The 22419-nt window shown below is 46.9% G+C and carries 18 protein-coding genes; 8 read left to right on the top strand and 10 right to left on the bottom strand.

Going from position 1 to position 22419, the window contains the following annotated elements:
* Positions 1-103: 103 nt before the first annotated feature.
* Together KOD92_RS17750 and KOD92_RS17745 are read left to right on the top strand one after the other, a co-directional pair.
* Complete coding sequence (locus KOD92_RS17750) at positions 104-1099, top strand: sugar kinase (RefSeq protein WP_215234935.1); 996 nt, start codon at positions 104-106, stop codon at positions 1097-1099.
* 35 nt (positions 1100-1134) lie between these two features.
* The gene (locus KOD92_RS17745) at positions 1135-1800 is read left to right on the top strand and encodes a bifunctional 4-hydroxy-2-oxoglutarate aldolase/2-dehydro-3-deoxy-phosphogluconate aldolase (protein WP_215234934.1); all 666 of its coding nucleotides are present in this window, start codon (positions 1135-1137) and stop codon (positions 1798-1800) included.
* 7 nt (positions 1801-1807) lie between these two features.
* On the opposite strand, the gene KOD92_RS17740 is transcribed toward KOD92_RS17745, so the two are convergent.
* The 8 genes from KOD92_RS17740 to KOD92_RS17705 all read right to left on the bottom strand — a co-directional run bounded on the left by KOD92_RS17740 (position 1808) and on the right by KOD92_RS17705 (position 13518).
* Positions 1808-2389, bottom strand: coding sequence for a Uma2 family endonuclease (locus KOD92_RS17740; RefSeq protein ID WP_215234933.1), 582 nt, complete (start codon positions 2387-2389; stop codon positions 1808-1810).
* 60 nt (positions 2390-2449) lie between these two features.
* Entirely contained in the window at positions 2450-3946 is a 1497-nt protein-coding gene (locus KOD92_RS17735; RefSeq protein WP_215234932.1) for a tagaturonate reductase, read from the bottom strand.
* Positions 3947-4052: 106 nt separating this feature from the next.
* Positions 4053-6530: an endopeptidase La gene (gene lon, locus KOD92_RS17730; RefSeq protein ID WP_215234931.1), complete on the bottom strand. Its 2478-nt coding sequence runs from the start codon at positions 6528-6530 to the stop codon at positions 4053-4055.
* Positions 6531-6694: 164 nt separating this feature from the next.
* The gene (locus KOD92_RS17725; protein WP_310589448.1) at positions 6695-7096 is read right to left on the bottom strand and encodes a DUF6702 family protein; all 402 of its coding nucleotides are present in this window, start codon (positions 7094-7096) and stop codon (positions 6695-6697) included.
* A 130-nt stretch (positions 7097-7226) separates the two neighbouring features.
* A complete protein-coding gene (gene rseP / locus KOD92_RS17720) occupies positions 7227-8543 on the bottom strand; it encodes an RIP metalloprotease RseP (RefSeq protein WP_215234929.1) in 1317 nt (438 codons plus the stop codon).
* Between the two features lie 128 nt (positions 8544-8671).
* Positions 8672-10489 carry a MutS-related protein gene (locus tag KOD92_RS17715; protein ID WP_229254732.1) on the bottom strand — a complete coding sequence of 606 codons (1818 nt, stop codon included), beginning with the start codon at positions 10487-10489 and terminating at the stop codon, positions 8672-8674.
* 14 nt (positions 10490-10503) lie between these two features.
* Positions 10504-12315 carry an ABC transporter ATP-binding protein gene (locus tag KOD92_RS17710; protein ID WP_215234928.1) on the bottom strand — a complete coding sequence of 604 codons (1812 nt, stop codon included), beginning with the start codon at positions 12313-12315 and terminating at the stop codon, positions 10504-10506.
* A gap of 117 nt (positions 12316-12432) precedes the next feature.
* Positions 12433-13518 (bottom strand): acyltransferase family protein, encoded by a 1086-nt coding sequence (locus KOD92_RS17705; protein WP_215234927.1) that lies wholly within the window; start codon positions 13516-13518, stop codon positions 12433-12435.
* Positions 13519-13691: 173 nt separating this feature from the next.
* On the opposite strand from KOD92_RS17705, the gene KOD92_RS17700 reads away from it, so the two are divergent.
* Genes KOD92_RS17700 through KOD92_RS17680 form a run of 5 tightly spaced genes read left to right on the top strand, consistent with a single transcriptional unit; the run spans position 13692 to position 17716 of the window.
* Positions 13692-14261: an RNA polymerase sigma factor gene (locus KOD92_RS17700; protein ID WP_215234926.1), complete on the top strand. Its 570-nt coding sequence runs from the start codon at positions 13692-13694 to the stop codon at positions 14259-14261.
* Positions 14242-15684, top strand: coding sequence for a hypothetical protein (locus KOD92_RS17695; protein WP_215234925.1), 1443 nt, complete (start codon positions 14242-14244; stop codon positions 15682-15684). Before KOD92_RS17700 ends, KOD92_RS17695 begins: the two co-directional genes overlap by 20 nt.
* A gap of 54 nt (positions 15685-15738) precedes the next feature.
* Positions 15739-16236, top strand: coding sequence for a QcrA and Rieske domain-containing protein (locus tag KOD92_RS17690; RefSeq protein WP_215234924.1), 498 nt, complete (start codon positions 15739-15741; stop codon positions 16234-16236).
* Between the two features lie 13 nt (positions 16237-16249).
* The gene (locus KOD92_RS17685; protein ID WP_215234923.1) at positions 16250-17143 is read left to right on the top strand and encodes a DUF5777 family beta-barrel protein; all 894 of its coding nucleotides are present in this window, start codon (positions 16250-16252) and stop codon (positions 17141-17143) included.
* 6 nt (positions 17144-17149) lie between these two features.
* Positions 17150-17716, top strand: a complete 567-nt coding sequence (locus tag KOD92_RS17680; protein ID WP_229254731.1) for a YceI family protein — start codon at positions 17150-17152, stop codon at positions 17714-17716.
* Here KOD92_RS17680 and KOD92_RS17675 read toward each other — a convergent pair whose 3' ends face one another.
* Positions 17717-21082, bottom strand: coding sequence for a glycoside hydrolase family 2 TIM barrel-domain containing protein (locus KOD92_RS17675; protein WP_215234922.1), 3366 nt, complete (start codon positions 21080-21082; stop codon positions 17717-17719).
* Between the two features lie 173 nt (positions 21083-21255).
* Between KOD92_RS17675 and KOD92_RS17670 the strand changes: the two genes are divergently transcribed.
* Entirely contained in the window at positions 21256-22023 is a 768-nt protein-coding gene (locus KOD92_RS17670) for a type III pantothenate kinase (protein WP_215234921.1), read from the top strand.
* On the opposite strand, the gene KOD92_RS17665 is transcribed toward KOD92_RS17670, so the two are convergent.
* Positions 22020-22403: a gamma-glutamylcyclotransferase family protein gene (locus tag KOD92_RS17665; RefSeq protein WP_215234920.1), complete on the bottom strand. Its 384-nt coding sequence runs from the start codon at positions 22401-22403 to the stop codon at positions 22020-22022. The two genes, KOD92_RS17670 and KOD92_RS17665, sit on opposite strands and share 4 nt — an antisense overlap.
* Positions 22404-22419: the final 16 nt, after the last annotated feature.

The following is a 22419-nucleotide window of genomic DNA, read 5'->3' as shown; positions in this document are numbered from 1 at the left end:
GCATTGTTATGGGCTATTTTGATGTTTAATGCTATTTTTGACTAATTGTTAATCTTTCAAAACCCTTGTTTTAATTCGTTACAGCAAGGGTACCATTCCAAATATGGCTCAAATCGTCTCTTTCGGTGAAGTCCTGATGCGACTCTCCACTCCTGGTTTTTCCCGTTTTGAACAAGCCCGACAGTTCAATGTGACTTACGCCGGTGGCGAGGCCAATGTGTCGACCGCTTTGGCGTATTGGGGGCATCATACAGCCCACGTAACCCGTTTTCCTGATTCTCCGATCGGGCGCGCTGCGGCACAGTACATGCAATTTCACGGGGTCGATATTTCGCATATCATTTACGGCGGGCCCAGAATGGCTGTTTATTATCTTGAAACGGGTGCTGCATTGCGTGGTAGCCAGATCGTTTACGACCGAGCTAATTCGTCTCTTGCCGAAATTGACCCAAAGGAAATCGATTGGGATAGTATATTAAAAGATGCCAAATGGTTTCACTGGGCCGGAATTACGCCGGCTTTGTCGCAGGGTGCGGCCGATGCTTTGCTGGACGGTATTAAAGTCGCCAGAAAGTATGGGCTGACCGTTTCAGGTGATATTTTCTACCGCGCTAATTTGTGGAAATATGGTAAAAAACCTTCGGAAGTGTTGCCGGAGCTGACGGCCGGAACTGATATTGTAATTGCGAATGGTGAAAATATAAAGGAGATTTTTGGGATAGGAGGAAACGATTTCCGCGAATCCTGCGTCAATTTACAGAAGGAATATCCGCAGGTAAGTACAGTCGTAGACACGAAGCGGACTTCGATAAGTGCCTCACATAACCTTTTAAGGGCTTATTTGTGGAATGGAAGTGAGCTGCTGGAAACGGAGGATGTTGAAATCAACCCGATCATCGACAGGGTAGGCGGCGGCGACGCATTCATAGCGGGACTGATCCACGGCCTGATCACGTTCGACGACCAGCAAAAAGCGCTGGAATTCGGAGTTGCGGCTTCTGCATTAAAGCACACGATCGAAGGCGACGCGCTGATCTCGACCATTGCAGAAGTAGAGGCGATTCGTCAGGGGGAGACTTCGGGAAGAATTAAAAGATAAAATTTAAAGCTGCAATTCATTGACAGCATGTAGATATGGACAAAGAAACAACACTGGTACTATTGAACGAAGTGGGCATTGTGCCGCTGTTCTACCATGCAGATATAGAAGTTGCGAAAGAGATTATCAATGCAAGCTACCGCGGCGGCGCCAGGGCGATCGAGTTTACTAACCGTGGCGATAATGCATTCACGGTATTTTCGGATTTGCTGGCGTATACCAAAGAAACCCTTCCCGGGCTTTCGCTGGGTATTGGTACTATTTACGATGCCGAAACCGCGCAGAAATTCATCGATGCAGGAACCGACTTTATCGTGACACCATTCCTTAACCCGGCAGTGGGCGAGGCTTGTTTAAAAGCAAATATCCCCTGGATTCCTGGTATAGCGACTTTGACTGAGATATATAATGCACAACAGGCTGGTGCGGAGGTTGTTAAGCTATTTCCCGGAGATGTAGTAGGGTCTGCATTTGTAAAAGCGATCCGCGGGCCAATGCCGAAAGTGAAGATCATGGTAACAGGAGGTGTACAGCCCACGCGGGAAAGTATCAGCGAATGGTTTGGAGCAGGCGCTTATGCGGTCGGTTTGGGTTCAAACTTGTTCCCGAAAGATATAGTCGCCGAAGGTAATTACGCCTGGATCGAGCAGAAAGTTGCTGAGAGTATTGCTTTGGTCAAAGAGTTCAGAAGCAATAGCTAGCAGGTTTTTAATATTCAAGAATATCACTCAGGCGGACAGAGAAGTTATTTAAAACTGATCCGCCTGAAATCGTTTCTTCGAATTTTATACTTGTAACAGGCGCGCCCGCTTCGTAGATGTAAGTAATCTGTTTATCAGTGCAAATAAGCCAGCCCAAACGGACTCCATTTGTAATCCACTTCTCCATTTTGCCTTGCAGATCCGCCAGGCTGTCGGTCTCTGATTTCAACTCAATTATAAAATCAGGGGCAAGGTGAGGAAAAGACTTTTTCTCTGAAATACTCATCGCATTCCATCGATCCAGCTGTATCCAGGCTACATCGGGAACACGCATGGAAGAATCGGGCAGGAAATATCCGCCATTTGATTCAAGAACTTTACCTGCTTTGTATTTTCTGTTCCAAATTCCCAGTTCGGTAATCAGCTCGCTGTTATTGGAGCTACTGATTGCAAAAGTCGGCGTCATATTGATGAAGAGTTGCCCATGCTCATCTCTTTCAACTGACAATTCAGGATTTGCCAGGCTGAATGCCAGAAGCTCTTCATCACTGAATGAATCGTGAACCGGGAGATTTAATGGAAGAATCATAATGCGTCATTTTCTCAAATATAAGCATACCAGCCGTGTAAAGAAAACTTCGGTTTTCTATCAATTCTTCGGAATAATCGTCAAAACCTCCACCTTATCAACCATATTCTCCTTCACTGCATCCGCGAAGCCGGGGAGCAGGTTTAAATCTGTGTCCCACAGGTCAGTATCACTCAAAACCTGCTGTGCGAGGTCGATTGGTGATGCGGCATTTTTCCATTTTTCGTCAAAATAGGCAGCCGAATCGCAGCGGATTGAATAGGGTTGTCCATTATGTTCTCCATAGTAAGCATCGTCTTTGTGCACAACAGGCTTCATGAAGTTCAGGAAAGCAGCAAACCCTCTTGCAAAAAGCAAAGGAGCCTCATCGGTATTTTTGTAGTGCTGCAATAACGTCGGGATATTGCGCATTTTCATTTTGGCCGTGTATTGGACGGTAATGTCAATTAATTGGTGCCTGATAAAGGGATTTCTGAAACGATCAAGTACCTGGTTTCCAAACTCATGTGCGCGCTGTGGATCTACCTTAAAAGGGATCGCAGGCGCGAGTTCGTTCAGCATCAGATCAGAGATGAATTGCGCGATCTCCGGCGTATCCATACTCTCTTTCACCGTTTCCAAACCCTGCAAAAAGCAAAGGCCCGACGACAAGGTGTGCGTACCATTGAGCAGTCTCAATTTCAGTTCTCTGTAAAGATCAATATCCGGTTCAATCACTACGCCGCTATCTGCCTCGGCAAAGCTCAAGACCGAGCGAATATGAGCGTCGCCTTCAATTGCCCACAAACTGTATACCTCTGAAATAATCAACAGATCATCGCGGAAACCCAGTTTCTCAGAGATTAATTCCACACTTTCAGCATCCGGCTTACCTGGTACAATTCTGTCTACCAGCGAATTGCAAAAGAAATTATCATTTTCGAGCCAGTTGATGAATGCATCCCCAAGCTGGTGCCGCGACGCTTGTTCCAGTACAATGGATCGCAGTTTGGTACCATTCCCGACGATCAGCTCGGTGGGTACGATCACCATGCCAGATTCTCTTGAACCACCAAATGCTTTGAAACGCTCGTACAAGTAGGCAGTCAATTTACCTGGAAAAGAAGCAGGAGGCGAAGCAAAAATGTCGTCGTCAGTAAGTTGAATGCCTACCTCAGTGGTGTTTGAAATGGCGATCTTCAACTCGGGATTATGCGCGCATTTAAGTATCTCAGCCCAATCTTCGCTGGCTGCAAGCGTGCGGCTGATCGCGCAGTTGATCACCGTTTCATCTACCTGCTTTCCATCAGCAATACCTCTAATACTGTGTGAATACAGACTCTGCTGCTGCTTAAAAGCGTCAGTACCGCCACTACTGGTCGATTTCACAACTACGATTCTCCCATTGAAAATCCCCTGCTGATTTGCCTTATTAACAAAATAATCGGGCAGACCTCGCAACAATACACCAGTACCAAACTGGATTATCTTTTCAGGTAAGGCAAGGAGGCTCCTGTGATTTGGTAGAATTTCAGGATGCTGGTCCAGGAGTTCGGGGGAAAGTTGCGGTAAAGACATTTTGATCAGGATAGTTTCATAAGAACGGACGCAATTTTTATGCCAATACCCCTATAATGAAAAAGAGGCGCACAAGGCGCCTCTTCAACTATTTTTATCTCTTATGTCAGGCTCCAACCGTCACATAACCGCTTTCTTCTTTTTCCTTTTTTTCATCCGGAAAAACGAAGTGCATAGGGTCCGCGACCTGTTCCGGCAGCAAAGCATAAGCCAGCACCTGGTCGACCGTATCCACATAATGGAATGACAGATCCTTGATGTAATTGGCTGGTACTTCTTCCACGTCTTTGCGGTTTTTTACACACAAAACAATCTCCTTCACACCCGCCCGTCTCGCTGCAAGTATCTTTTCCTTGACACCGCCAACAGGCAGTACTTTACCTCTTAGGGTAATTTCTCCCGTCATCGCGATGAAAGGCTTAACCCTGCGCTGCGTGAAAATAGACGCCATTGAAGTGACCATCGTTACACCGGCCGAAGGTCCGTCTTTTGGAACAGCGCCGGCGGGAACGTGTACATGGAGGTCATAATGGTTGAAAATGCGGTAGTCGATACCGATCCTGTCGGCATTTGCTTTCAGGTACGACAATGCAGCTACGGCCGATTCTTTCATTACATCTCCGAGCTGGCCGGAAAGAGTCAGATTGCCTTTGCCGCGGCTCAGACTGGTTTCTATAAAAAGGATCTCACCGCCGACAGAAGTCCACGCAAGGCCGGTAACAACACCTGCAAAATCATTATCCTGGTAAAGATCTTTATCAAAAATCTCAGCACCCAGATATTTTTCGACCTGATCACCTTTGAGCGTTTTCGGGTAATCCTGCTCCATTGCCACCGCTTTGGCGATTTTTCGAACTACGGTGCCTACTTTCTGTTCCAGGTTCCTTACGCCCGATTCTCTGGTGTAACCTTCTGCAATCCGCAGCAGCGCCGAATCGTCGATCTTGATATCGGTTGCCTTAAGTCCGTGGTCTTTTCTCTGCTTTGGAACCAGGTACCGTTTCGCGATCTGTAATTTCTCTTCGATGGTATAACCTGTCATTTCGATTATTTCCATCCGGTCGCGCAGGGCGGGGTGAATGGTATCCAGCGCATTCGCAGTGGCTACGAACAATACTTTGGAAAGATCGTATTCAACTTCCAGGTAATTGTCTGTAAATGAAGAGTTTTGCTCAGGATCGAGTACTTCAAGCAATGCAGAAGAAGGATCTCCCCGGTAATCGGAGCTCACTTTGTCTATTTCATCCAATATAAAAACCGGATTCGCTGATCCTGCTTTTTTGATATTCTGGATGATCTTACCCGGCATTGCGCCGATATATGTTTTCCGGTGACCGCGTATCTCGGCTTCGTCATGAACACCGCCGAGCGCCATTCTGATATATTCCCGGTTCAATGCTTTCGCGATAGACTTACCAAGTGAAGTTTTACCAACCCCCGGAGGTCCGTAAAGGCAAAGTATCGGCGCTTTCAGGTTTCCTTTCAGTTTTAAAACTGCGAGATATTCAATGATCCGCTCTTTTACCTTTTCAAGTCCAAAGTGATCGGAATCAAGCACTTTTTGTGCTCTTACCAGGTCAAAATTGTCTTTGGTATATTGGCCCCACGGCAAATCCACGAGTGTTTCCAGGTAATTCATCGTTACCGGGTATTCGGGTGCCATTGGGTTAATGCGCTGTAACTTAGTAAGTTCTTTCTCAAAATGCGCACGCACCTGATCAGACCATTTTTTCTGACTGGCCTTCAATCTGATTTCATCCAGATCGCGCTCAGGGCTGTCCATTCCCAGTTCATCGTGAAGCACTTTGATTTGTTGGCGCAGGAAATAATCACGTTGCTGTTGATCGATATCCGAGCTGGCTTTGGTCTGGATCTCCCTTTTCAATTCCAGCATCTCAATCTCCCGCATCATATATTGCAGCAGGAGCGTAGCCTGTTTGTGACCGTTCCGTTCTTCGAGCAGCTTTTGTTTATCGGCAACTTCCACATTGATATTGGAAGACAAAAAGTGGATCAGGAAGATCGGACTTTCGATATTATCCAATGCAATGCGCGCTTCCTGAGGGATCTCAGGATTCAAACGCATGATCTTGTGCGCACCGTCACGCAGCGATTGCAGCAAAGCCTTCGATTCTTTCTTGGTAGGACCCACGAATGAATCGTCGATCGCGCGCACTTCGGCAGTCAGATAAGGTTCTTCGTGAATGATCGATTTGATCTCGAAACGCTGCCTTCCCTGCACGATGATCGTTACGTTCCCGTCGGGAAGCGTGATCATTTTCAGGATCTGCGCTACTGTGCCGACATTATACAGGTCTTCCGCCGTAGGATCTTCCTTGTGCGGAATCGCCTGGGTAACTGCACCCAGTATCCGCTGATTGATATCAGAATTACGATATATTTTCTTGACCAGGCGAATTGCTTTCTGACGCACCACAGTTACCGGAATAACCATTCCAGGAAACAACACGGTCTGTCTGATCGGTAATATGGCAAGTTCATTAGGGAGTTCAAAAGGCTCATCGGATCCATCGGGTCCGCCGAGGGGGACAATTTCTAGGCTGTCCATGTCGGATTCAGACATAAGTAGCCGACTATATAAGTCAGAAGGTTCAAATTTCATAGGCATTCTGCCAAATTGACAGATAACGTTTTCCCAATATATAAATAACGACTTTCAAAAGAAAGGTATAATAAAACAAAATAGCCATGCCAATAAGCTCGTGTCAGGCTATGTAAAGCGGCACATCAGAGCGTGTGTACCGACTGTCCCTTTTTAAAAAGGAAGGTTTTTTTGTCTGAGGTAAATTTGAGATTGGTCATATTTACCTGGTCATCAAAAACCTCCATCAACGCCTCATTCCGGAGTTTATATCCTTCCAGTTTTCCCTGAAAAGGTATTTCCAGATAGATCCAGGTAGCGTCTTCTTCCTGCTCTTTGCCCACATAACGTATCTCCGCAGGTCTTTTTTGTGCATCACTCAGCACGAATGCTTTGCGAATGTATCTTTCAACGAACGGATCGTTCTTATCGTCATTTCTGACAATGAATCGCTGTCCGTTATTGCTTTGTGCTAATGCTCTCTCAAGATCGTCGGTAAAGATCCGGATACTCACCTCAAACGATCTGGCAGCAGGATTGTACTGCATATGCGTCACCGAAACATGGTATTCGTGTTTCGGGGTGAGTGATAGAAGGAGGAAGGAGGAAAGGAGGAAAGGGAGGAAGAAGAATGGAAATATAAATCCCTTCCTCCTTCCTCCCTTCCTCCATTCTCCCCTAAAAAACAGCTTTCCAAACATCGTTGAAGATTGCAAATGCCATTAAGCCAAGCAGCAGGACCATCCCGACTTTCTGTGCATTTTCAAGGAAAGCGTCCGAAGGCTTGCGGCCTGAAACAATTTCGTAAGTAAGTATTACAGCGTGTCCGCCGTCAAGTGCCGGGATCGGTAATGCATTCATGAATGCCAGTACCATCGATAAAAGTCCTGTCAGATACCAGAAGCGGCTCCAATCCCACACGCCGCCAAACATCCTGGCAATACCAATCGGGCCGCTCAGTGCCTTTGAAGCAGATACCTCTCCGCGGAAGATCTTGCCAAAACCTTTAATATTATCAAATACGATAGCGAAAGCGTCGTTCGTACCCACTTTTATAGCCTGGCCCAGCGTGTATTCAACCGCAGTGTAATTCAATAATGTAGTGCGATAAAATCCAATAGTACCATCCTCAGAAACGTCCAGTTTAAGCGGTTTTTGTTCCGCTCCTCTCTGCACGACAACCTCAGTTTGTTTGCCTTTCAGCTTACCCAGCTCATCCTGCATCTGGTGAAAGAACTGAATCGGTTTTCCATTCAGGGATATTACCTGATCGCCGGTTTGCAGACCAGCTGTTTCAGCAGGAGAATCAGCCTTGATTTCGCCTATTTTAAACGGTTCCTGAGCGCGGATAAAGTTTCCTTTTTCCTGAGGGTCAGACAGTTTTTCAATAAAATTATTAGGTATTTCAATCAAAACCTCTTTGCCGCCACGGTTTACAGTATAGGAGCTGTTACTTCCTAAAAACACTTCCGAACTCACAACTTCATTAAAATTGATAAGGGGTTTTCCATTCACCTTGACGATTTTATCGCCTGTTCGCAAACCGATTTCCTGCGCCAGGTCTCCCGCTACAATACCGTATTTGTTAACTTCATTGATAGAGAGAAACTGGTCGCCCTCGCGGTATGCAATGAGGATGAAAATGAAAATACCGACGACCACATTGACGATAATACCTCCCAGCATAACGATTAAACGCTGCCAGGCTGGTTTTGAGCGAAATTCCCAGGGCTGGGGCTCCTTGTTCATCGACTCGGTGTCCATCGATTCGTCGATCATACCTGAGATTTTTACGAAACCTCCCAGTGGGATTGCGCCAATACCGTATTCTGTCTCTCCGCGCTGAATGCTGAATATTTTGGGAGGAAATCCGATGAAATATTTTTCAACCCTCATCCCGAACATCTTGGCAGCTGCCATGTGCCCCCATTCGTGTAACCCTACCAAAATTGACAAGCCCAAAATGAGCTGTCCTGCCATTATTAATACTTCCATTCAGGTGATTAATCGTTATTAGTAATTCGAATAGACAAATTGAAAAGCTGCTGCTTTTCCCAGCATTAGAAACGTAAATGTAATCAGTAAAGTTACGTAAATACTTCGATTAGGATAAAAATGCCCGCTTAGTCCAAATCAGCGGTATTTTTCTCCGGCAGGTCGATTTCAATACCCATCATCTGCATCAGTTCCGAGGCGTTGAAGCTCTTGCAAATTCCCTCATGCAACTGGTAATCGAAATGCAGGCGCCCCTCTTCCACATCCGACCTGAAATGGAAATTATGAACGTAGTTTTCTGTTTCTCCCCATTGCCCGAGTTCCAGATCGTGGGTGGACACCAGCCCCGACGCGTTCTTGTTATGCAGCTGTCGGATCAGAGCTTCTGCTCCCCTGTGCCGGTCGGCCGAGTTAGTACCTTTTAATATTTCATCCAAAAGATAAAAAACGGGTGTGGAAGCATTTTCAGAAGCCAGTTCCAGCAAAAGTTTCAGCCTTTTTAGCTCAGCATAAAATGAAGAAGTGCTTTCTTCAAGCGAATCCTGAGTCCTCATACTGCTGAATACCCGCACGGGCGCGCAGGTAAAGTTGGCGGCACTTACCACCGAACCCATTTGCGCCAAAACAAGGTTAAGACCGATCGTGCGCAGAAAAGTACTTTTTCCCGACATATTAGAGCCGGTTACCAGCATGGTCGAGCCCGTTCCGTCCAGTGAAAAATCGTTACTTACGCGTTTTTCAGCCGGGATCAGCGGGTGGCCCATTGTTGTTGTTTTAATAAAAACCTGTTGCTGATCCAAGACCGCAGGGACCACATATTCGGGGTTAGCGAATGCGTGTCCGGCGAGGCTGTTCATTGCTTCGGTGTCTGCCAGCACGTCGAGCCAGTGCGATAATTTCGATTGATTAATCTCCTTCCAGCTTTCAAGTCCGGCCAGGCAGTGAATATCCCAGAGCGTTGGTATACCCACAAAAATCGCGAAAAACGGATTGTTCCGGTAGTCCAGCATTTCAAATAAACCGCCCGCCTTATGCAGCGATTTTGAAGAACCTGCAATCAATGCTTTTCGCTGCGCCCACCAGCTGGCGGCATACGGTGCCGACTCTGCATTGTCCAGCAGCCCGGCGTAGGCAACCAGAGTTCGCCCCAGCGTAGTAGTTCTGCTTGTGATCCCCTGGATTGTTCCCTGAAAACTTTTCAATATCACGGCATGAACAGCCAGACAGATAAAAATAGCCCACACCGGAATAATTTTGGCAATGATCAGCGCAAGCACTGCCAGTGTAATCAGGGGAAACCAGCGCCATTTCAGCAGGTTGGTCAACTTCGCATCCAGGGTTTCATTGCTCCACGCGCGGAACGAGGTAATTTGTGAAGCGGCGTGTTCGTGCAATAATGCAGTTGCTTCCCAGGTCTGGATTAATTGTGGATATGCCTTGAAATCCGCCGCGGCCTGCTGTCTTTCAAGTACTTCCGCCGGAGTTGCGTGATTTTTCAGCCAGTTGGCAAGCCGCCTGCTTCCTTCTGAAGTGCGGGTTCGGTTGAGCAGTTTGTAAAGGGAATAATCTCCGAAAATATCAAGATCGGATACATATGCGTGCTCTTTTTCAACAAAATGCAAGCCAGTATCCGCCCGTTTGAACCGGAGTTGCAGACGTGCGATTTCATCTTCGTTAATGTCCTGGATATTCTTTAAAAAATTGCGTCTGCGCTTTACCTGCTGATGTTTTCGCATTAATACTAAAAAGGTCACCAGCAAGATCGCGATAGCTATTCCCAACACTGCCTGGCCGCTCTGGTTCCAGAGCCAGGCCAGCAGCAGGATCACTACAAACGTCGCCAGGCGCGCAATGGAGAGGAAATTTGATGTTTCCTGCGTGGACTTTTCAGCGACTTGTGCGTCTGCCAGCTCTTTTTCAAAGAAAATTTGGGAGGAAGTTTTCAAAATGGCGGGTTACATTAATTGCTTTCGGCAGTTTCAAACTGCAATTTGATGAGGTTGGCGTAAAGACCGTTGTCGAGGAGTGACAGTTGCTGGTGACTGCCCGACTCGGCGATCTGGCCTTCGCGAATTACATATATCATATCTACTTTCCGGATCGTCGCCAGCCTGTGCGCGATCACGATCGTGGTGCGGCCTTTCATCAGTTCGTCCAACGCGATCTGTACCAGTTTTTCGGATTCTGCGTCCAGCGAGCTGGTAGCTTCATCCAGGATCAGTATTTTCGGATCTTTCAGAATAGCCCGCGCGATCGCAATGCGCTGCCGCTGGCCGCCCGACAGTTTAATACCCCTTTCTCCCACAACGGTCTCGAATTTTTCCGGAAAGGATTCGATGAAATCCAGCGCGTGCGCCCTCCTTGCTGCGTCGTAAATCTGTTCGCGGGAAGCAGTCGGTTTTCCGTAGGCAATATTTTCGTAGATCGTGCCGCCGAAAAGCATTACCTCCTGCGGAACGATCGCCATATTTTTTCGCAATTCAGAGATTCCATATTCAGAAACGGGTTTTCCATCAACCAGAATGTCGCCCGACCTGTGATCGTAGAACCGCATTAGCAGTTGAATAATAGTAGATTTCCCGGCGCCGCTGTATCCTACCAGCGCAATTTTTTCACCAGCGTTGATTTCAAAAGATATACCTTTCAATACCGGAAGATCGGGACGGGAAGGATATGAAAAATGTACATTGTCGTAAACAATATGACCGTCAACAATGCCCGCTGCTGCGGATCTGGCCTCTTCGACAGATATTTCGGGTTCTTCTTCCAATATCTCAAATATCCTTTCAGAAGCTCCGATCGTTTTGTTCACCTGCGCGTACAAATCGCCCATACCGCCGATTGACGCGCCGATGAATGTGGTGTATAATATAAATGTGAAAAGGTCTGACAGGCCGAACTCGCCGGATTGTACCAAGCCAGCTCCATACCAGACTACCCCCACAATTCCACCGAACAATGCGAAAATGATAAAGGAAGCGAAGCCGCCGCGAAACGTGGCTGCATGCAATGAAAGGTCGACGACCCGATTGAGGATGGTATGATAGCGGCCCACTTCCAGAGGTTCATTCGTAAAAGCCTTTACCACCTGAATAGATTGCAGCGTTTCTTCGACAACTACATTCGCTGCCGCAAGTTCATCCTGCGCCTTTCTGGCCAGCCGCCGCATGTGCCGCCCGAAGAATACCGAGGCCACAACCAGCACCGGAAATGTGGCGAGCATGAATAATGTGAGTTTCCACGAAGTATAAAACAGGATGAACATACCGACAATCAGCGTGGCAAGCTGGCGGAATATCTCAGCGAGGGTAAATGAAAGTAAACCCTGCAACTGAGATACGTCGGCCGTAATGCGACTGGTCAGCTCGCCTACGCGGCGTTGTTCCAGAAATGTAATCGGCAATGTGATAATCTTGCTGAAAACGTCGAGGCGAATATTCGTCATCGCCATTTCACTCACCTTGGTAAAGAGGTATATCCTGAAATAGGAAAGGGCAGCCTGACCAATTAGTACTACAAAAAGAAAGAGCGTAATCTGGTTGATCGTGTATTTCGATTTTCCCTCGATCACCTCGATCATACTGCCTACCAGCTTGGGAAATGCGAGCGAAGTGGCGGTGGAAAGTGCAAGGAATATAAGCCCTATAAAAAATGTAACGCGATAGGGACGGAGGTATTTGAAGAGACTTATGGTGGTTTTCAGACCTTTCCAGCTAATTTTTCTTATAGCAAATGGAGATTTGGCAGGATCGGCATTCTCAGTTTTAGCCATTATGGATCGAAATAGTGCATTGCAGTCGAAACTGCCCTGATACGCACATGGTATCAGGCTGCAAAAATAGCTAAAAAATCAAGGATGTGGTGCCGGATAATACACCTGCGGTAGCCCTTAATGAATAGCGAGATCGTTATCGGGCTGATGAAAAATGTTGCCCCGCAGACTGCTATACCAGTTTTTGATCAGATGGTAACCGGGAATCTCGATATAGCGCGTGATAAGCGTAGCTGTGCAAATGCAGAGTGTGATGGTAAAAATAATAGCCAGGTAAATGTTGACGCCAAAGTCGGCAGTGAGCTTGGTGATGATCTGAAGCCCAACATACTGGTGGATCAAATACAGACAATAGGAGATATTCCCAAGCATTAAAAGGGGCTTAACCGCCAGAAATTTAAGTTTACCAAAAATAAAAAGGACAAAAACGGCGTGGAACAATGTGATTGCTATACAGTGTCCGATGAAGGAAATATGATATTGCGAAGTGCCGCCTTTATCATGCAGGTAAAATGAGGCGAGCAAAGTCGGGAGCAGCAGTATGATGTTTCTAAGAATGTGCCGGCCGCATTTGATCTGATAAAAAAGAATCCCCGAAAAGAAGAGTGGGAAATGGTTAAGCAGCTGGACTTTTCTGATTAAAAATTGATAAAACTCTGGATAGAAAGGTCGCATTGCATGAAAAACGACGATCAGCAAAACGCAAACGGCACCGATCTGTTCTATGAAATTGAGTCGGTTCGAAACAAATATGGCCAGGATCCACAAATAAAATATCAACTCAACCAGCAATGTCCAGTAGGAACCATCGAGATCTTCCATGCCAAAATAAGCCGCTGCCATGGTCGCATTGGCCAGTATTCGCGACGGATTTACGGCGTGCGGTTCCATTAAAACTGCTACAAATGCGGTGATCAGCATGCAATACCAGAATGCCGGGTAAAGTCTGGCGAAACGTTTCACGACAAAGTCCTGCCAGTTCTTTATATTTCCTATGGATTGAAAGATCACGAAACCGCTGATCATAAAGAATATATCCACGGCCGTAACGCCATAGCTAAATTCCCAGCCCAGCAGCTTGCCGCTATTGTTGATGGTAAAATGAAAGATGACGATGCTGATCGCGGCCAGGCCCCGGAGGGCATCGAGCTCTTTGTGCCGCGCGGGAGCCGCGTGAGATTCACTGATAGGATAGGTGTACATAGCTTTTTGCCCCAAAAAGGCGGTTTAACGTCAATAGTATGTTGTAGGCTTACTGATAATCCTAAGTTGTAACTGTAAGATTATTAATCAGTTACAAAGAATTGAAAAATTTTTCAACTTCGTAAGCAACCCTGAAAAAGAAATGGCCGTAATGGGAAGAAAAAGCAAATAGCATGCCCGGGTATGACTCCGCCGTTCTTCATGAACTACTCGCCGGCTGTTTAAAGAGAAACCGCCGTAGCCAAGAGCTGTTGTACAAACAGTTCTACGGCTATGCCATAAGTATTTGTTTACGCTATACACGGAGCCGGGAAGAGGCCAAGGAGATACTTAACGACGCGTTTTTGAAGGTTTTCACGAAGCTGGAAAGTTTTGATACAGAGCGATCATTTAAGACGTGGTTGAGCCGGATCGTAATTAATACAGCCCTCGACCATTACCGTCAGGAGATCCGTCGAGATGTATTTGAAAGTGTGGAAATTGCGGAGAATGTGTCCGTAGATGAAACAGTTATCAGCAAACTATCTCACGAAGAATTGCTGAGTCTGATCCAAAAATTGACACCCTCTTACCGGCTGGTTTTTAGTTTATCGGTTATTGACGGCTATACACACGAAGAAATTGCAGACCAGCTGAATATTTCGGTTGGGGCGTCAAAATCGAATTTGTCGCGTGCAAGAGAAAAATTGAGAGAAATGTTATCCAAAATCAATATTGACGATTATGATAGAGTTGCCAGATGACGAACTGGACAAGCTCTTCAGAAAGTCATCGGAAGAGCTTGATCCCCAATATGATCCGGAAGATTGGAACAGTCTGAAAAAGCAGCTGGACCAGCACGACGGCAAAGGCGCAGCGTGGTTTAAAAAATGGTGGCCGCTGGGATTGTTATTATTGCTGATTCCAATTGGTTATGCGACGTATTTGTGGAAAAGTGACAACACTCTACAAAATGGGGAAGCGAAAGTTGGGGAGCTAAGTCCAAAGCCGGAACAATTGAAAGCGGAAAGAGGAGAAGCTGGTACCGTCAGTGACGATACAGAGAAAACGAGTCCGGCAGGTAAACAGAAAGCTAACGATCAGGCACAAACGGAGGTTGAAGTTCAGTTGCCGGCGACAGAAAAACGAGAAATCGCTCTTAAATCGCAGACTGAAAAACTAGCGAACAAAAAATTAGTAAAAGCAAACAAAAGGGATTTTAGTAAACCTTTTCCAAAATCAGGATACAAAACTGCTGGCGTAGAAAGCAGACCATTATTGCCCCGGAGCCGATCTAAGGCAGGCGGAGTGTACTTAGAGCCTAACCGCTCAAAGACGGAAGGAGGCGACGGGGCTCTTATTTTATCTGAAAGTGGGTCGAATAACGGTCGGAATACGACGGATGAACTGGCGAACTCGGGGCAGAATGCTACTACCAGTGTTAATCCGGAACCAGATAGGTTAGCTATACCGGCGGCAATGCTTGCGAACCGGCCACTAAGCTGGAAAAACAAAGGAGTAGAACCGGAAATTGATTCCGTACAACCTGATAATATACCTGAACCTGAGGCTAAAAAAGAAGAAGTGCCGCAAGCCAAATGGGCCGTGCGATTTGGATATTCGCCTGATCTGAGTACGGTAGAAATGAAGAATTTTACCAAACCCGGAACCGCAGTTTCATTGCTGGCCGAGCTGTCGGTATTGCCGCGCCTGTTTGTCCAAACCGGCGCAGTGTGGAGCCGGAAAGATTACTTCGCCGAAGCAGGAAGTTATATTTTACCTGGAAAATGGGGCTACGATCCCAAACCAGAAAGCGTTGACGGTATTTGTAAAGTGCTGGAAATTCCACTTAATCTTAGATATGATATTGTTTCAGGTCAGAGATCGAGGTTTTTCATAGGGTCAGGCATTTCGTCCTACTATATGCTCAATGAAAAGTATAAGTACAATTACAAATATCCCGACGACCCGAAGATTAAGTACCCGAGCTGGGAGGGAACATCAGGCTGGTTTCTGCTGAGCCACCTCAATGCCTCAGCTGGATACGAATACCGGATTTCAGACAAACTCTCCCTCCTGGGCGAACCATACGCGCGGATACCATTAAAAAGGGTTGGCTACGGAAAAGTGAACCTGGTTACCATGGGTTTCTGGCTGTCGCTGCGCTACACACCCGCGTTCAGATAAGTATTGCATTACCGATACCGAATAATTATAACCGCTAATTTTTAACAACTCACCATGGAGACTACGAACCAAGAAAAAATGAAAAGAGGCGAGTTCCTGAAAAGCCTGGGACTAAGTACGTCCACTTTAATGGCATTCTACTGCCTGGGCACCACGATGACGGCCTGCGGTTCCAGCGACAACGAGCCCGAGCCGGTGGACCCGAATGAAAATGCAAGCGGGATTTCAGGAACGGTGACAGGTAACTCCATCAATTTCACAGTGGACCTTAGCAAAGTCGCTACTTTGAAAACGGCCGGCGGTTTTGAAATTATCGGAGATACCATCGTAGCACTCACCAGCGGAGGAAGCCACGTGGCTTTGGCAAGAAGGTGTACCCACGAGGGGACGAACGTACGGTACCGCATTGCGCAGAATGACTTTCAATGTCCAAATCACCTTTCTGAGTTTTCAACCACCGGCGCAGTAGAACAAGGGCCAGCCACATCTGCATTGAAAGTTTACAAAACCGCTTTGTCTGCCGACGGAAATACGCTGACAGTAACCGCATAATCAACCTATTTTTATGAAATGGCTCCGCTTCGCAGCGCTAATGGTTTGTACAACAAACCTTTATGCGCAGGATGATTTATTGAATGAACTTTCGCAGCAGGACAGTTCCGGGCGCGTTCCGGTGACTGCTACCTTCAAATCGACGCGTGTTGTCAACGGACATTCGGTGGAAACGATGAAGAAGAAACACCTGGATTTTCGGATTTCTCACCGTTTCGGCAGACTGAACTCAGGCGCTTACCAGTTTTTCGGCCTCGACCAGGCTACGATGCGAATGGGGTTTGAATATGGTGTTACCGATGATCTGATGGTAGGAGTGGGGCGAAGTACTTCTCAGAAGGTTTATGATTTTTTCGGTAAATATAAGGTGCTGAAACAGAGCAGTGGCGCAGGGTCAATTCCTGTTTCTGTTACACTTTTTGGCGGAACGGGCGTCGCGACGGTCAATAAGGAGCTTGAATTTCAGGATAAGCTCTATTATTCGGCACAGGTGCTGATTGCCCGCAAATTTGGCGAGCGCCTTTCGCTGCAACTGTCGCCGACTTACCTTTTCAGAAACAGACCGGAAACGCGTGGAGATGAAAAATTGCTCCTTGCAGTCGGAATAGGCGGCCGGTACAAGCTCTCGAAACGCGTTTCGCTGAATGGAGAATACTTTTATACCGCCAGAGAAAAGAATACGCCGACAGCTCCGTATTATGATTCCATGTCTTTCGGTGTTGATATTGAAACCGGCGGGCACGTTTTTCAGCTGCATTTCACCAATTCTTTGGGTATGATCGAAAAGCAATTTATCGGAGAAACTGCCGGAACCTGGGGAAAAGGGGATATTCACTACGGTTTTAATATTTCCCGGACTTTCAGTTTTGATAAAAAGAATAAAAGGCCGAAATCAATAGAACAATAACAGACTATGAAACTATATTTTGTTCGCCTGGTGCTCGTCACCATGCTCGCTACTACTTTGTCTTTTGTGCAGGTTTTGGCCCAGGGAAACAAGTTTTCGACGACTTCCGGCGTTACCCGTTTTTCATCGGAAACGCCTTTGGAAAATATCAATGCGGAGAACAAAAAGTCGCAGGTGATATTGAATAGTGCGAATGGAGAAATTGCTATCCGGATGAATATGAGGGAGTTTGTATTCCCAAACAAATTGATGCAGGAGCATTTCAATGAAAATTACATCGAGTCGGACAAATATCCCACGGCTACATTCAGCGGGAAAATGGATAATGCGCCGGATTTCTCCAAAGACGGACAATACGACGTTTCAGCGAAAGGGAAATTTACAGTCCACGGCGTAACCAAAGAGCGTACATTAAAAGGAAAACTAAAAGTAGAGGGTGAGAAAATTACACTCAGCTCCAATTTTGAAGTCCCGCTGACGGACCACAATATCGAGGTTCCGCAAGTGGTTTTTGTTAAAATTGCGCAGGTTATCCAGGTGAAGGCGGATTACGTGCTGACTATCAGAAAGTAACTATCTGCGCCGCCTGCGACGGGAGGATTTCTTCTTCTTCGCGGGCGCCTTTTTAACGACCGGCCTCCTCACGGGCGGAGCTGCTACTACCTCTTCTTCCACTTCTGTATCTGCGCTGATATCGTCCTCGGTATCAGCCGCATTGGTATTGCCCGTTGTCTTTTTCACAAAAGGAAGCTGCGAACTGAGTATCTGCTCGATATTGGAAGTGTTATCGATCGCTTTCAGCCTAAAACTGTACGCATATGTTTTCGCGGGGAGCAGGTAAGCCTCGTGTACCCTGGGCGACCAGCTATCGTCCCCGCCGAGTCCCATTTGTGCGAGGTCAATATTAACTACCGTTGCGCCGCGCACGAGCGTTGCCGCGCGCTGTTTTGCAGCGAGCAGATCTTTGTCCGTATAGTCGTGTACGTTAAAGTTAAAAGCCGAATCGCTGGCGGCTAAAATGCCAGTTCCCTCCGCATTGGTAACCGAAGCCCAGCGAACGTCCGTTTTATTTCCATTCTCCTGCGGAGTAATGTAAGGAAAATGCTGATCAGCGACAGTTCCGGCATAAATTCCGATTTTTCCGCTCGTTTTCCGGTCGGCGTAAGTCTCGTGCGGGCCGTTTCCGTACCATTGTGTTTTGGTAAAAGTTGCAGGCATTTGAAACTGCATGCCCACTTTCGCCAGCGGAGGCCACTCGCCAGAAGGTGTGAATGAGTTCTGCACATGAATATCGCCCGAAGAATAAACAATGTAAACCGACTGCACAGCCATTTCACCTTTTAGGCTCTTCAAAGTTTGAGATAAGGTAATTCGGTAAGCCTGGGCGGTCAGTCGCTGCGTTTTAATGTCGGAAGAAGTAATTTCGAGCGTGTCCATTCCTGCCGCCCGCCAGCTTGACGCGTAACTTTCTGCTCCTCCGCCTTCGTCATTATCAGTCGGGACGCGCCAGAAATTCGGGTGCGCGCCTAAGTCCATCATTTCTTCTTTTTTGTTTTTAAAAGAAATAATCCTGCCTGCCGATTTATCAAAAGTTACTGAAAAATCGTCGCCACTAATCTGCACGCGACCGGAACTCAGCTGCACAACCCGGAGTGGTTTTGTATTGTATAAGCTCAGATTCGGCAAAGCCTGCGCCGGACGAACAACCGGAACCTGGTGCCACGCGATTTCATGCCCTTTCGGCGCCCAGGCAGTAGCGTCTTTCAGCCGGATACTCAGGTTTAAAAAGTATTCTGCATTCGGTTTCTGGCCTGACGGAAGTTCGTAGGGGATATTCAATTGCTGTTTCTGGCCGGCTGCAATACTAAGATTGGTAATCGTGCCGCCTTTCCCGATCGTCTTCCCATTTTCCTGCAAAGTCCAAACCAGGTCAAAACCGTTCAGAGACTGGAAATCAAATCTGTTTGAGATAGCGATCTGATTTTGTCCAGGGCGCAGCGTATCCGGCATTTCAAATTTTACATATTGATATACCTTTTTGACTTCGTTCAGCTCCGGCTGCGGGGTTCTGTCGGGGTTCACGAGCCCGTCGCCTGCATTGGCGCCGTCGATGTAGTTGAAATAATCCCAGTAAGTGGTACCGTCGGGCCTTTTTAGTTGTAATCCCTGATCTACCCAGTCCCAGATGAAACCGCCCTGCATGGTGGGCGATTTCTCGATCACATTCCAGTATTCCTGTAAATTTCCAATGCTATTGCCCATTCCGTGCGCGTATTCACAGACGATCAGCGGACGCGTTTTATCTTTTTTTACCAACTCGATCATATCCTGCGTAGAAGGATACATGACCGAAATAATGTCAAAATTGCTCAGTGTGGTCGGTTTGTAATCTTCACGTCCTTCATAATGAATAGGGCGGGAAGGATCGGCGAGACGGATAAAATCTGCCATCGCCGTAAAGTTTTGCCCCATTCCTGATTCATTTCCCAGCGACCATATAATGACGGAAGGATGGTTTTTATCCCGCTCCACCATCGCATTTCCACGCGCGATAAATGCGGCTTTCCATTGCGGGTTGTCAGCTAAAATCACATTCTGCCGCCACAGTTCGTGACTTTCAATATTGGCTTCGTCCATCACGTACAAACCATATTGATCGCACAGCTCGTACCATTCAGACGTATTGGGATAATGCGAGGTGCGTACCGCATTAATATTATGCTGCTTCATGAGCGTAATATCCCTGATCATTGATTCGCGGCTGATCACCCGGCCAGTTTCCGGATCGAATTCGTGCCGGTTAACGCCTTTGATCGTGATGGCTTTTCCATTAACCAGCAGCTGTCCGCCTTTTATTTTCACATCCCGGAACCCGACTTTCTGACTTGCAGTTTCCAGCACTTTTCCGTCCGAATTCATCAGCTGGACGGTCAGCGTGTATAAATATGGCGTTTCTGCATTCCATTTGACGGGGGCGGTGATCGGAATATCTACCCGCACAGCACCTTCTTTTCCTGTTTCCAATGCACCCACCATCTGGCTTACCGGGGTAGTTACCACTGTTTTATTGGCATCATACAGTGTGAATAGAACCTGATGCGCGTGAATGGTCTGCGGGCTGTAATTTTTCACGTACGCATTTAATTTTAGCGTCGCATGCTCATGATTTTGGTCTAAAATGGTTCGCACCGAATAATCAGTGAGCATTACCTTTGGCAAAATGAGCAGGTTAACATCGCGGAAAATGCCCGACAGCCGCCAGTAATCCTGGTCTTCAAGGTAACTTCCATCTGACCAGTTGATTACCTCAACTGCGAGGTGATTCAAGCCCGGCTTAATATCATCAGTCACATCAAACTCGAAAGGCGTCATGCCATCTTCGTGGTAACCGATCGCGACGCCATTTAACCAAACATAACAGGCAGATTGAACGCCGCCGAAATGCAGGAACAGCTGCTTGTCCTTGTTTTCCGGGGTGATATTAAAGGTAGTTCTATACATGCCCACTGCATTCGTATCCGCAGTAATGCGCGGCGGCATGGCTTTGAACGGATGTTTGACATTGGAGAAGATCGGCCGGTCGTATTTGCGTCCCTCCCGCGCCCCGAATACCTGCCAGTTGGAAGGTACCGGGATGGTTTCCCAGGCTGCGTCGGAGATATTGGGATTGTAAAAATCGAGCTGCGCTTTGGAAGGGTGCGACGCCCATTTGAATTTCCAGTTACCGTTGAGCGACTGCATCAGCGCTGCTTTCCGGTCGCCCGCCAGCGCCGTTTTTTCATTGGGATAAGGTATGAAATCTGCGTGCGGTCGCTCCGTATTGATACTGATCACCTGCGGATCCTGCCACTCGGGAATAGCTTGTGAATGAGCAGTTAATGCTGTAAAAATGAGTGAAATGTAGAGCAGTATATTTATGAAACGGGTATTAATGAGCATATTTTGTGCCTGTTAAGAAATAGGTGGTTCGCCGGGTAAATGTGTGCGTTCGGGCAAACTTGTTTTTTTGATAAAATTATAGATTATCAAAAAGAAACAGATGTTAAACCCGGGAATGATCAAGTTTTATTTGAATAATGTTTTTATTTGCCACCGTACGTAAATGATTTGCTATGCTGTTGGCGGTTGATGTCGGCAATACCGATACGGTCTTCGGACTTTACCAATTTGGCTCGTGGGAGCATTTGTGGCGCATGCGGTCGCTTCCTCAGGAAAGTGAATCGCATTATGAATCGAAGCTACGGCTGCATTTCCTGGAAGCCGCATTGTGGTTTGGGGATGTGGAAACGGTCGTGCTCAGCAGTGTTGTGCCTGCACTAACGCCGACGATTTTGAAAATGCTGCGTGCGCTTTTTGGCGAAGATATCATCGTAGTCGGGCCGGATATTTACCCGGAACTGGAAATACAAATAGACCATCCTCACGAGATCGGCGCGGATCTGATCGCAAATGCAGTGGCGGTAATGTCGCGTTACAAAGAAAATTGTGTGGTAGTGGATTTCGGTACTGCGCTCACATTTACCACGGTTTCCAAAGACAATAAAGTACTGGGCGTGGCGATTTTGCCGGGCTTGCTCACTGCGGTAAAAGCATTGTTTGCCAATACAGCCCAGCTACCCGAAGTCCCGCTGGTACTTCCCACAACTGCAATCGGGAAAAACACAACTGAGGCGATTCAGGCAGGTATTTTGTTAGGTTATGAGGGTTTGGTCAAATCACTTTTACAGCGTATTCGAGCGGAATTGGGTGGCGAATGCATTGCCGTAGCGACGGGCGGCTTGTCCTCTATTATCGATACGCTCCGCGATGAATTTGTAGAAATTGACCCTAAATTAACATTAGATGGGCTACGGGTAATCGGGGAGAAGGTAAGGGGTTAATTTTCAAATATCCCTGATTGGATAAGCTGCAAATCATGCACCGGCTGGTTATATAAGTAGGTCCAGCAACTCACGGGCAATTCGTTTTCAGTAAAAATGGGGATCTCCCGCCGGATATACAGACTGGCTGCTTGATCTTCCAGCACATCTTCATATTCGTCCAATTCCTGCAAAATGCCGGGATCCAGGATTTCGAAAATTTCCCCGTACACTTTCTCTGCACTTTGCGGCTCGTAAACAGCACCCGGGTACCAATCGATTTTGTAGAGTTTCCCATGAAAATATCCTTCGCCGACATAGTTTGAAACGGCGGCCAATTTCTCAGCGAAGGGATTATCAAATCCTTTTTTTAATGTTCCGTAAGTAAACAGGCTAATCAAAACGGAAGCTGGTTTT

Source organism: Dyadobacter linearis (assembly GCF_907165045.1).
GTDB lineage: Bacteria > Bacteroidota > Bacteroidia > Cytophagales > Spirosomataceae > Dyadobacter > Dyadobacter linearis.
This window is presented reverse-complemented; position numbering and strand designations above follow the sequence as displayed.